Source organism: Alistipes sp. AF14-19 (genome assembly GCF_003461645.1).
GTDB classification, from domain to species: Bacteria; Bacteroidota; Bacteroidia; order Bacteroidales; family Rikenellaceae; genus Alistipes; species Alistipes shahii.
The window spans coordinates 191,566-204,489 of record NZ_QTXM01000002.1; the positions used below are offsets into that span (position 1 = coordinate 191,566).

At 51.5% G+C, this 12,924-nt stretch carries 9 protein-coding genes; 5 read left to right on the forward strand and 4 right to left on the reverse strand.

Translation table 11 applies throughout. From position 1 onward, the window contains the following. Positions 1–8: 8 nt before the first annotated feature. The 5 genes from DWW03_RS03030 (at position 9) to DWW03_RS03050 (ending at position 4,948) form a co-directional block, all read left to right on the forward strand. A complete protein-coding gene (locus DWW03_RS03030) occupies positions 9–452 on the forward strand; it encodes a DUF1893 domain-containing protein (RefSeq protein ID WP_022061574.1) in 444 nt (147 codons plus the stop codon). An 88-nt stretch (positions 453–540) separates the two neighbouring features. Beyond that, on the forward strand, positions 541–2,433 hold the full coding sequence (locus tag DWW03_RS03035) for a TonB-dependent receptor (RefSeq protein WP_118406281.1): 1,893 nt from the start codon (positions 541–543) through the stop codon (positions 2,431–2,433). Positions 2,434–2,444: 11 nt separating this feature from the next. Further along, a complete protein-coding gene (locus tag DWW03_RS03040) occupies positions 2,445–2,957 on the forward strand; it encodes a hypothetical protein (protein ID WP_022061025.1) in 513 nt (170 codons plus the stop codon). A 5-nt stretch (positions 2,958–2,962) separates the two neighbouring features. Next, positions 2,963–3,940 carry a DUF362 domain-containing protein gene (locus DWW03_RS03045; protein WP_050794803.1) on the forward strand — a complete coding sequence of 326 codons (978 nt, stop codon included), beginning with the start codon at positions 2,963–2,965 and terminating at the stop codon, positions 3,938–3,940. Positions 3,941–4,600: 660 nt separating this feature from the next. Then, complete coding sequence (locus DWW03_RS03050) at positions 4,601–4,948, forward strand: hypothetical protein (RefSeq protein WP_118406282.1); 348 nt, start codon at positions 4,601–4,603, stop codon at positions 4,946–4,948. Positions 4,949–5,109: 161 nt separating this feature from the next. Here the strand turns inward: DWW03_RS03050 and DWW03_RS03055 are convergent, their stop codons facing one another. The 4 genes from DWW03_RS03055 to DWW03_RS03070 form a co-directional block, all read right to left on the reverse strand. Further along, positions 5,110–6,189 (reverse strand): UvrD-helicase domain-containing protein, encoded by a 1,080-nt coding sequence (locus DWW03_RS03055; protein ID WP_118406283.1) that lies wholly within the window; start codon positions 6,187–6,189, stop codon positions 5,110–5,112. After that, complete coding sequence (locus DWW03_RS03060; RefSeq protein ID WP_118406284.1) at positions 6,186–7,814, reverse strand: ATP-dependent nuclease; 1,629 nt, start codon at positions 7,812–7,814, stop codon at positions 6,186–6,188. Before DWW03_RS03060 ends, DWW03_RS03055 begins: the two co-directional genes overlap by 4 nt. Before the next feature lie 134 nt (positions 7,815–7,948). Further along, on the reverse strand, positions 7,949–10,639 hold the full coding sequence (locus tag DWW03_RS03065) for a helicase-related protein (RefSeq protein ID WP_345784306.1): 2,691 nt from the start codon (positions 10,637–10,639) through the stop codon (positions 7,949–7,951). A gap of 100 nt (positions 10,640–10,739) precedes the next feature. After that, positions 10,740–12,542, reverse strand: a complete 1,803-nt coding sequence (locus DWW03_RS03070) for a reverse transcriptase domain-containing protein (RefSeq protein ID WP_008646012.1) — start codon at positions 12,540–12,542, stop codon at positions 10,740–10,742. Between the last annotated feature and the right edge of the window lie 382 nt (positions 12,543–12,924).

Sequence of the window (12,924 nt, forward strand, 5' to 3'; positions counted from 1 at the left end):
GGGAAAAAATGGGAACAGACAACGCAAACAAGGACCGGCAGGCCATAGACCTGCTCTTCGCCGAGAGATGCTCGTGCGTCGTGCGCAACGGCGACACGATCCGGATATTCCGCGAACGGGGCGTCCGGGACCTCTGGAGGCTGCTGCACGAGGAGCCGGAACTGCTCGACGGCGCGTTCGTGGCCGACAAGGTGGTCGGAAAGGGCGCTGCGGCGCTGATGGCCGCGGGCCGTGTGAGGGAACTCTTCGCCGACGTGGTGAGCCACGCGGCGCTGGAACTGCTGAACGGAGCCGGGATTCCGGTAAGTTACACGGTCGCCGTGCCCCACATCATCAACCGCGCCGGAGACGGCATCTGTCCCGTGGAGCGGCTCTGCGCCGGGGCGCGGACCGCCGCGGAGTGCCTGCCGCTGATCGAAGGGTTTCTGACGGCCGGCAAGGGCGCGCCCTGATTCCGGCGAAGGGCGGAAAGAACCGTCCACAGCCTTCGTCCGCAAGCCTGCGGCGGGGGAGACCGAAAAACAAATCAAATACGGAACAATGAACAAGATTCTTTCGATTTTACTGGCCTGCACGGCTGCCGGCGCCGCATACGGCGCACAGGAGACCGCGCAGGAGACCGGGCAGGCGGCGAAGAACGTCGCGATCGACTCGGTGGTGGTGACGGGGGCGCGCTACGCCTCGGACATCCGCCACCTGCCGATGTCGGTGGCGGTCGTGGACCGCGACGAAATCGTCCGCCGGCAGGAGGCATCGGTGCTTCCGCTGCTCACGGAACAGGTTCCGGGGCTGTTCGTCACGGGACGCGGCGTGATGGGTTACGGCGTCTCGGACGGCGCGGCCGGAGGCATCAGCCTGCGCGGCATCGGCGGAGGGTCGGCGGCCCAGATGCTCGTGCTGATCGACGGGCATCCGCAGTACATGGGGCTGTTCGGCCATCCGATCGCCGACGCCTACCAGTCGATGCTCGCCGAGCGGGTCGAGGTGGTGCGCGGACCGGCGTCGGTGCTCTACGGCTCGAACGCCATGGGCGGGGTGATCAACATCGTCACCCGCCGGCAGCGCGAGGAAGGCGTGAAAACCGACCTGAACGTGGGCTACGGCTCGTGGAACACCTTGCAGACCGAAGCAGCCAACCGCATCCGCAAAGGCCGCTTCACGAGCGTCGTGACCGGCTCGTACAACCGCACGGACGGCCACCGCGCCGACATGGGTTTCGAGCAGTACGGCGGATATGCCAAGGTCGGCTACGAGATCAGCCGCCGCTGGAACGCTTACGCCGATGTGAACCTGACACACTTCAACGCCTCGAATCCGGGCGAAATCACCGCGCCCGTCTTCGACAACGACTCCCGCATCACGCGCGGCATGGCATCCGTCTCACTGGAAAACTCGTACGACCGGACTTCGGGCGCGTTGAAGTTCTTCTACAACTGGGGCCGTCACCGGATCAATGACGGCTACGGCGCAGGCGAGGAGCCGCGCGACTACCGTTTCAACTCGAAGGACCGGATGCTGGGCGTCTCGTGGTATCAGAGCGCCGGACTGTGGCGCGGCAGCCGCCTGACGGCGGGCATCGACTGGCAGCGCTTCGGGGGCCGGGCGTGGAACCGGTTCACGGCAGACGGCCGCGAGGAGCCGATCGTGGACCAGACGGAGGACGAAATCGCCGGATACGCCGATTTCCGGCAGTCGCTGGGACGCCTCACCGTCGACGCCGGGGTGCGTATCGACCACCACACCCGCACCGGCACGGAGTGGGTTCCGCAGGCGGGCATCTCGCTGCGGGCCGCACGCGACGGAGCGCTGAAGGCGATGGTGAGCAAGGGCTTCCGCAACCCAGTGCTCCGCGAACTCTACATGTTCGGGGTGAAGAATCCCGATCTGAAGCCCGAACGGCTGTGGAACTACGAACTTTCGTGGACCCAGCGGCTGGCCGGAGGAAGCGTGTCGTACGGCGTCAACCTCTTTTATATCGAGGGCGAGGACATCATCCGGCGCGGCAGGGCAGACGGCCGCAACATCCTGCTCAACCAGGCCCGGATCGAAAACTGGGGCGCAGAGGCCGACGCCGCATGGCGCATCGGCGGGGGATGGAGCGTCAATGCCAATTACAGCTGGCTCCGGATGGAGTATCCCGTGCCGGCGTCCCCCGAACACAAACTCTACGCCGGAGGCGATTTCGGGAAGGGCCGCTGGTCGGTGTCGACGGGCGTGCAGTACATCGCAGGGCTTTACACGGCGGCGGCTCCCGATCCGGAAGTCCGGGAAGCGGGATTCGTGCTCTGGAACCTGCGCGCGTCGCTGCGCGTAAACCGTTTGCTGACGATCTTCGTCCGGGGCGAAAACCTGCTGGCCGAACGTTATGAGATCAATGCCGGATACCCGATGCCCCGGGCGACGGTCTTCGGCGGACTGAAGTTAAACCTTTAATTGAAATAACCATGAAAACACCGTCTGTAACACTCTATTCGACCGGCTACCGGGAGACGCGTACATACCTCGCGGCAGCCCTGTTCGCGGCGGGCAACATCGTCCTGCCGCAGTTGTGCCACCTCGTGCAGCTGGGAGGTCCCACGATGCTGCCGATCTACTTCTTCACGCTCGTCGGCGCCTACAAATACGGCTGGCGCACGGGACTGCTGACAGCCCTCGCTTCGCCGCTCGTGAACGCCGCGCTGTTCGGGATGCCCGCCGTCACGGCGCTGCCGGCGATCCTCGTGAAATCGGCGCTGCTGGCCGGAACGGCAGGGTATGCGGCCCGGCGTTTCAACCGCGTGTCGGTGGCGCTGCTCGCCGCCGTCGTGCTGTTCTACCAGATCGTCGGATCGGCCGGGGAATGGGCCTTGACGGGCAGCTTCACGGCCGCCGTGCAGGACTTCCGGATCGGGATTCCCGGCATGTTATTGCAGGTGTTCGGCGGATACCTCTTTATAAAGTACGTAATACGCAAATAGCCATGATGAAAAAAATCTGTATGATCTCCTTTGTTTTGCATTTCGCGGCCGCAGGCTCCGGCTGTGCGTCGGGCAACGACAAAAAGGCGGCGGAGGCGGCTCCCGCCAAAGTCTACATGACCCGCGACATCTCGCCCGCGGGAATGAAAGCCGTCTACGAGGCCCTGGGCCGGAAGGCCGAAGGGAAGAAGGTCGCCGTGAAACTCTCGACCGGAGAGCCGGGAGGCAACAATTTCCTGCAACCGGCCCTGATCGGCGATCTGGTGAAGTCGGTGAAGGGCACGATCGTCGAGTGCAACACGGCCTACGGCGGCGGACGCGCCAAGACCGAAGACCACCTGAAAGCCGCCGCCGACCACGGGTTCACGGCCATCGCTCCGGTGGACATCATGGACGCCGAGGGCGAAGTGCGCCTGCCCGTCGAGGGCGGCAGGCACCTCAAATACGACATCGTAGGCTCTCACTTCCCGGAGTACGATTTCGTGGTGGTTCTTTCGCATTTCAAGGGGCACGCGATGGGCGGATTCGGCGGCGCGATCAAGAACATCTCCATCGGCATCGCCTCGTCGGCCGGAAAAGCGTGGATTCACTCGGCCGGAAAGACCGAGGACACCGAGAAACTGTGGAGCAGCCTGCCCGCGCAGGACGATTTTCTGGAGTCGATGGCCGAAGCGGCCAAAGCGATCGCCGCCCATTGCGGCGAACGGATTCTCTACATCAGCGTTATGAACAACCTCTCGGTGGACTGCGACTGCGACGCGCATCCCGAACCGCCCCGCATGGGCGACATCGGCATCCTCGCCTCGCTGGACCCCGTGGCGCTGGACCAGGCGTGCGTCGACCTGGTGTACGCCTCGCCCGACGAGGGCAAGGTCCATCTGATCGAACGCATGGAGTCGCGCCACGGCATCCACACGCTCGAACACGCCGAGGCCATCGGCATCGGCAGCCGGCAGTACGAGTTGGTCGATCTGGACAAATAGCGGAAGCGGCACGTCCCGTGGAAGACATCCCCGTTCCTTGGGGCTGACTGTTTTTGAGATACCGTTCTGTAAATCAGGACGGTATTTTTATTGAAAAGAGGAAGGGTTACGAATTGGTGACGGAAGTCTTACATTCTGTTGCACCCTTATACAATAAATCCAAGAACTCACGACAAAGATAGTTAAAATATTATACATAAGCAAATTAACGAATAGAAAAGCATTAAGTACTATTTAAGCATATCCAACTTGGATATGCTTTTTTGTGCTCCGAGCGGGTTGATTATTTAGTTGCCTGTTTTAACTAAATTATTGCTATCGGGATGTTTCCTATCATTGCATCGTCTAACCAACGATCACTGTAATGAAGCCATTAAAAGGTAATCCGACTCTGCGTTTGTTACGTCTGGTATTGCGACGATTCAATCGTCTCGAACTACTGATCCAAAACAATTCTCGACCTTTACCCGATGACCTGATCGACACTCCGGCAGTCCGCATGCTTACCCAGATGTCCGACCGTACCCTTTCCCGTCGTCGGAGCGACGGTACGATCCCTTATGTCAAGCACGGCGGCAAAATCTATTACAGCAGATCGCGCGTTCTCGAAGCCCTCCGGAATGAACCCAACACCACATCAACTAATAAAGTAAAGAAGTCATGAAAAAGATGATTCTTATCGAGCGAAGCAAATTCGCTCTGCTCGTTCGCAGCCACATGAAAGCCTCGAACATGCTCCTCGTATTGCAGCATGTCTGCCGGGAGCGCCGTATTTCTCTTTCGATGACGCAGGAGGAAGTCTGCGAGCTCATCCGACTCGATCCGGATTTCGTCGAGAAATACAAACGTCGCGGGAAACTCTGTCCCGTTGAGGATCAGGATGGCAAGCAATACTACAATGTACTGGATTTCATCAATCTGAAAGACATGCAGGAGAGTAAGCGTATCTTTTATCAGACAATGGAACAAGCGGTGCCGGATACCGCAATTATAATTAAGCGAGAATAATCTATTCTGAAGTATTTATTCAAAATACTGTCTAACAGATTTCTACCTCATTAAGAATTGCATATTCAAGAAAAGGCCTCGAATAATGGAAATTCGAATAAAGAGAAGTTGTCTAATGCATTCATAGACAGCTTCTTTTTGTCTAATGCAACCATGATTTATCATTTATATTTTGTTATTCCACATATATTTACATTGTCGTTATAATCATATAAAATGGCGACACTATATCGTGCCCGCGTTATAGCGACATATAACTTGCACTTACTTGTCGGTTTCAATTCTATTCCTCTGATAATCCAATCTAAAATAGGCTTTGTTGGATATATGAGAACTCTATCGAATGACAAACCTTTGGATACCCCGAAATTCAATGTCGGGTATGCAGGATGGGTATCGGTACTTTTACTCTGTCGTAACTGAATAGGACTGTATTTCTGTAAATATTCTTCCACATCTGTTTGCCGAAGAAAATATACCCCTTTATGCTCTATTTCAGATGTATTATCAGACGTTGTTGCAATCATATCAGGATATAGTTTATTTGAAAAATCACAGATTTCAGATACACACCGATGGTTTACATTCAAAGATTGTGAATCAATATCGAGGTTAAATTTCATTTTGCGACTTTTGAAATAATCCAATATATTAGACCGTCTGAATTGTTTGTGTTTAGCAGAACTATTTGTTGAGAAAGTTCTTTGACGAGGATCTCCTACTAATAGAATTTCCAGTGGAGAAAGAAATAACTTATCTAAAAATTCCAAATCATATCCGGCAAGATCTTGCACCTCATCAATGAAAATATGAGTATATATTTTGGATAATCGGGATATTACCGCTCCATTGGAGCGTTCGTCGCAGCGGCAGGCGAACTTGGCGATTTTGTCGGAATATATTTTTTTATCCCCAGTAAGATAATGACGTTCGACATTCGTTTCTTGACTACGCAAAGCGGATTGGCTGTTTACTAAAGATAACCCGACGATATTCTTGTCATATAAATATCCTTGATAGGGCCTGACCCCATGTTGTAACAGAAATGAGAACCATGTTTGAATGACGACATTGGATGGTATGCATCCGTTTCTTTCAAAAAAACGGGTTCGTATTTCCTTCTCATTTTCGTCTGTAAATGTAGTGATAAGTATAGTGGCATTCCGCAATAGGAGTGCCGTTTCTATAAGATGCGTCGTTTTGCCGGAACCCGCAGCTGCTATAATGACTTTGTTGTTCACAGAATAGCTTTATTTATGTATTCAGGAAATACCAACTCTTCGGTTGTATTGAAAATAGCCAAAGCACAATCCGTCTTATGTGCTTTCATGTATTTGTGCAAATCATCAATATTTTCATATGCAGTGCCCATTATGATATTCATTTTATCCAATGAGTTCGCCTTTACAATTTTAGGCTCCATCGTATTGTAGTTGAACGGCTTATCGCCAATACGCAAATCCCCGGCATCTATCGTGTCATCGAAACAGATGCAAATATTGGGTAAATCCTTGTATTCCTTGTATTTCTCATTCAAAGCATCAATGTTCCCGTCATTGTCTGTAACTACCGTCACCTGAATCGTAAGGTATTTGGCAATTTCCAAGAATCGTAAAAACGACAGATTGCCGACAGCTATTACGTCCACGCCATCTTCTATTGGTAGTTTTCCGTATTTCTTCAAGTAGGCTTTTTGCACGACCAATTCGTCGGAATCACCTTCTACCAATATTGCCTTTTGGCAGAGCAAAAGTCGCAGTGTATCGTACCCCGATAATTTCTCGAAATAATCAATCGTGCTTGGCGACAAATCATGCAGCCGCAATGTCTTTCGATCATGCAACAGAATCAAAGATTTCAGACCTAATTTGTTCGCAACGAAGCTGCTGTGTGTCGAAATGATAATCTGTTTCTCTTTGCAATGCTCCTTTATGGCAGCTATCAATTCGTTCAGTTTGGAATAAGACAGATGATTTTCCGGTTCTTCCATTAAAATTATACTCGCCTCTTTCGCTTTTTTATGGGCTAAAGCCAATTTGGTTTTGACGATACATTGCTCGCCTTTACCGATATAATTAAACGGGATTTTATCCAGATAGGTCATCAGACAATTTTCCCATGCGTTTTTCGAGGACAAATCGACGGATAATTCCACGTCTTTATTCGAGATTCTGCTGGCCCCTTTTAATCGAGTGTTGATATTTCCGATAGATTCTTCCCCCATGAACACCTCCTGCATTTTTCTGTACGCCTGAGTAATATCCACGATCTCTTTCGGTTCCAGACACTCTTTGACGATACGGGATATATAAACATCCGACCCATTCTGATAGCGAGTATTGGACGAGTCTATCAGAGCCGACTTCAACGGAATATTGCGACTTGTTATCGAGCCGTCCCGTGCAAATGACGTCCAAACGACATCGTAATATTCAATGGGTAACGTTTTGACATCCTGTTTGATGAGTTCTTCGTAAACATCCCTATAACGTTCGTCAAAGGTTATCTTGTATGACAGTCCGCAGTCATCCTCTCTGTGGCTATTCGCGTTTCCACAAAACAGAGGACAGTCATCGCCCCCGATATACAACTCTATAAGAATATGCGGCAGAGATGCAGGGCGACCATTTTTAAGATTGTCCAGATACTCATTAACAATATCATTGTTAAACAGATATTGTGATAGCTCATTTTTAAGATACCGGCCATTAAGTATTCCGGTTAGGGCCAGATGTATTGCTTCTATAAGCGTAGATTTTCCTGCTTCATTATTGCCGACAAGAATATTTATACCGTCGTTCAACGATATATCGAAACAACCTTTGTAACTTTTGTAGTTTTCAATGTGTACTGATTTTATGTACATATTACATAATTAGGAAATTCATTAAAATCGCATTTGATGCAATTAAGATAATTGAAATATTCAACCTTTGCAAATCGAAATGAATTTAGTGTGAGCTTTTGTAATCAATATCCCGGCAAAGCCGGGATATTGATTTATATTTTCGGCCCTTTGGCCTTCATGTTCGTCGCGGGCCGCACGAGAAGAATATGATTGCGAATAAAGTCCGATTCGGGCGGAGACACGACGTGCTCCCGTTCTTCCGGCGGTTCTTCTTGGCTCTCGGATGCCGTAGAAAGCGGCTCTGCCTTCGACGGTTTGACGACCTCGTCCACCACCTCCGCGTTTTCGATCTTCAGCCCATTGCCGTTATCTGCTGTTTTCGCCTGCATCTCCTGCTGCTTCTGTGCGATGTCGAGCTGAATCTTCCGAGTCAGCGACTCTGCCTCGGCCTTGAGCCGCTTCAACTCCTCCTCTTTGGGCCATACGGCTGCGATCTGTTGCTCGAAGGTCGGAATATCGCGGGTGAATTGCTTTTTCTCTTTCTCGTAGGTCGCCATTAGTGACGGTATCGTGTCGAGCGCCCGGATAAAGTTCGTCGCCGCGGTTTTCGGCTCCGCAGCCAGATGCCCGTTGTTGAACGTGTACTTGATGCCGTCCAACCCTTCGACCATGAATTTATTGACCGTGAGCGCCAGCCCGTCTTTCTGCATTCGCTCGGTGCGGACGAGAATGCGGAAATCGAACAGCGTGCCGATTTTCTGGTAATCGTCACCGGTATTTACGGTGCGGTCGATCTCCACGAGGCGCTTGCCATGGGCGACAATATCCGCGGATTCCACGCCGTCGATCCGCAGGGGATTGGCCCGCTTGCCTTTGGCGTCCGGCGGCGCCACCTCGTTGATATAGTCCCAGTCGCGTTTCAGACGTTCGAGCATCGCATCCCGTCGCCCGATCTCCGCCGTGTAGCGTTGCAGTTGGCTCTGCGCCTCGTGCCGGGTGCGCATGAAGATCGTCTGCTCGCTCTCCAGCGCCGCGATCCGGCCTTCGAGCTTGGCTTTTTGCAGCAGGTCGGTATTTCCCGACACCACGGCCATCCACTCCGCGAAGTTCATCCCCGAATCCTCGCTGATGGCCCCCTCGTCCAACCGCCGCGCACCTAATCGGTTACGTTTGAGCTGGTCGATGAACTGCTGTTTGTTGTGCAGCAGATTCAATTTGTAGGCATCGAGCGTGCGCAGAACGGCATAGACATAGGCTTTGACCTTATTGCCGGCATACTCCTTGGCGACTATGTTGCCTTTCCGTGCGCCGCGGCCGTTGCGCTGTTCCAGATCCATCGGCCGCCACGGAATGTCGAGGTGGTGCATGCAGACGATTCGTTTCTGGGCGTTGACTCCCGTTCCGAGTTTCTGCGTCGAGCCGAAGAGCACCCGGATTTTCCCTTCGTTCATGGCATCGAACATCGCCTGCCGCACCTTGTCGCTCGCGGCTTCCTGTACGAAGCGGATCTCCTGCGCCGGAATACCGTGGTCTTCGACCAGTTTGCGTTTGATCTCCGAATAGACGTTCCAGATGCCGGGCTTATAGGTCGAGAGGTCGCAGAAAACCATCTGCGTGCCTTTCTGATCTTCGTATCGCCGATAGTATTCAGCGATGTTGGCGGCACTGCGGCTGGCCTTGTTGCCCGGTGAATCCGCATACGCGGGACTTATCAGCCGCATGTCGAGCGAGAGCTTGTTGGAGTACATCGTCACCAACAGCATCAGGGCTTTGACCTCCCCGTCGCTCAGGTCGGCGCGTCCGATATGTTCGGGATCTCCCGTCTTGGCGAAGAGCACCAGCTTGTCCAAAAATGCCTGCTGATCGTCGGTCATAGGTATCTGGCATAGCTCCTCGTCCAGCTCGGGACGGTCGATTCCCACGTCTGCGGCCGTGCGGTAGTCGGTAATCTCGTTGTAGAACATGGCCAGCTCCGGAACCTTGATGAAATAGCGGAAACGCTCTTTGGAGATCACTTCGTTGGTCACCGAAAACTCGAACTCCGATGTTTTCTGCGCGAATACCGCGGCCCACGCATCGAAGCAGGGAATGTCCTGCCGCTCCAGCTCTTTGGGACGCAGATATTTGAAGAGCAGATACAGCTCCGTCAGGGAGTTGGCGATGGTCGTTCCCGAAAGGAACGTCGCTCCGAGATCGCGCCCCGTGCGCTGCTGAATGGTGCGGATGGCGTATAGCAAATTCATGGCCTTCTTACTGCCGTCGGTATTTCCCAGTCCCGACACACGGCTGTGGCGGGTGTTGAACATCAGATTCTTGAAGTTGTGCGATTCATCGACGAACAGATGGTCTATTCCCATCTGCTGAAAATCCACCGTATCGTCCTTTTGCGCGTCGATTGTCTCCTGCAACTCGTGGAGCTTGGCATCCAGATTCTCTTTGCGCTTCTCCAGACCGCGCAGAATCCAGCCGTCCACATGTCCGCCCTGCTTTTCGTAGGACGCCAGATTTTCATCTATGTCGTCCATCTCCTGCCGGAGAATCTGCTGCTGCACCTCGGCCGACTGGGGTATCTTGCCGAACTGTTCGTGCGTAAGGATGATGCAGTCCCAGTTGTTGTTCTTGATGTCGCTGAAGATCCGCAGGCGGTTCTCCGGCGTGAAGTCCTCCTTGCCGGGATAGAGCAGACGGGCATTGGGATAGGCCGTGCGGAAGGTTCGGGCGATCTCGTGGATGTTGGCCTTGATACCGATGATCATCGGCTTGCGGGCCAGTCCCAAACGATGCATCTCATACGCTGCGACGCACATGATGAGCGTCTTGCCCGTACCACAGGCTAAGCGCAAAGCGCCTTGCCGTCCTTTCGGACGGTAGGTTTCTAAACGCTCGCCACCGAACCGTACGTACACGTCTCCATGTATACGGCTCTCCATGGTTATTTTCAGTCTATTTCTTTTCATGAATCTTACGATAACAATTTTCACATACTGCTATTGTTTTTCTCTGTCTGGCAATCATGAAGCGTTCCCACTCCTGTTTGCCTTTCAGGTCTTTTAGCTTGCGGACATGCACCATTCTAAGGTTGTCCTCCGCTCCGCAATATTCACATTCACGGGCTTTCAACCGAGCCATAAGGCTGGTACTTTCAGTCCCGCGATAACTGGGCATGATATGCGCATTGTCAATACGCGCGTCTTTTCTCTGCTTGAACCCTCCATGATAAATAGTACGTTCCAACATTTCGCCCTTGTTGTTTTCATACCTTACTGTAAAGACTTTATTCCGGCAATATTTACGGATTATTTTCCTTACGGTTGATTCATACTTGGATGATAATGTTTTATACATACTCTCTTTCATGTAGTAATAGAAACTATTGAGAATGTTGACATTGTTTGCAATACAGTAGTAGTTATAGATTCCCCGAATTTCCGAATTGTATCGGTTGAGTATTTCAAGGTCATCATTACTACGGAGATACGGGCGTGAGGTCGATTCCCATGCTTCCTTGCCATTCTTGATTATTATGCGCATCGCATTATAGTCAAGCAGTTTCTTTCTCATAACCTCATAAGGCAGGAGAAGAACCACTTTATGGTCAAGTGAGCGTATGGGGATTCCTCTGAAATCCTTTCTCGTCTTGTCCGTACTGCGGACTGTAACATCAAAGCCGAGAAATTTGGCTGCGTCGTGTGAGTTGGTGATTAACGTCTTTTCATCCGAAAGTTCGAGTTTCAACGTATCTTGCAGAAAGGTCTTAATGTCCCCCTTTGCTTTTACACAGTCCTCTTTACTTCCGATTACGCAAATCAGAAAATCATCGGCATAGCGTACATACCTCATGCGTTTGAAGTTTTCGTCCATGTCAAGAGTTGCAGGAAGTTGTTGCATCTCACGGTGGAGAATGGCTATCTCCCTGCGCAATGCTTCTTTCTTCTGCTCGTCTGTTTCATTCTTCAGTTTCTTTACACGTTTGTCCTTACGATTTGCAACCCTTTTATATTCGGGGTTGCGTACACGTGCTTTACCTTTATTGAAGACGTTTATGTAGTTCCGCATAAATTTATCGAGTTTGTCAAGATAAATATTCGCCAAAATCGGACTTATTATGCCTCCCTGCGGTGTTCCGATATAGGAATTTTTGTACTCCCATTGTTCCATGTAGCCTGCTTTGAGGAATTTACGTATCAGTCGCAGGAAACGCTCGTCATTGATTCTTTCAGCAAGGATTCCGATTAAAACATCATGGTTGATGTTGTCAAAGAAACCCTTGATGTCTCCCTCGATGAACCAACGTGCTCCCGTACCTCCCTTTTGTAAGGAAGCCATAGCCGTATGACAGCCACGGTGTGGTCTGAATCCATGCGAGCAGTCTTCAAAATGACCTTCGTAGATGGATTCAAGAATCATCCTTACAACTTCCTGTACAAGTTTGTCCTTAAAGGCTGGTATGCCTAAAGGACGTTGCTTGCCATTCTTTTTTGGAATGTAAATTCTCCGTGCAGGGCACGGACGGTAACTTTCGTCTTTCAACTGTCCAATGATAGAGTGAATGTGCTTTATGCTCATTCCGTCTATGGTCTGCCCGTCTGTGCCTTTCGTATAGTTGCCCGCATTCTGCGACAACTTTTGATAGGCAAGTGCGTACAGATTTTCATTGAACAGCAGTCGGTAAAGCCGTTCAAACTTGTAATTAGGGTCTTGGCTGTGCCCAGCCAGACTGTTTAATACATTTGCTGAATCTCTCATAATGTCTCACACATCATTCGTTAAACATATTAAATAATAACTCACTGTCTCCCTTCGCCATGTACAAGGCTTTCCCTTGCTCGGACTACTACGGAGACTCTGTTGTCATATAGGATATTCAGGGGGCAAACCCCATAGCCTTTCGGCATTCCTACTTAGACAATCCCCATTTAGACATATAGTAACATAGCTCAATAGATTGTCGGATGCGATTTTCGTCCTTTTCCGCTTATTGCGGCTGTTCTGCAATCGGTTTTCGGCTCTCGTACTTGAGGTAGGAAAGTAGAAGTATTGCAGCCCGACGTTTGTAACTATCTTCCGTCGGGGTTTACCAACTAACAACTCGGACTGTCGTTCAAACAGTATAGTCTTCATCCTCATA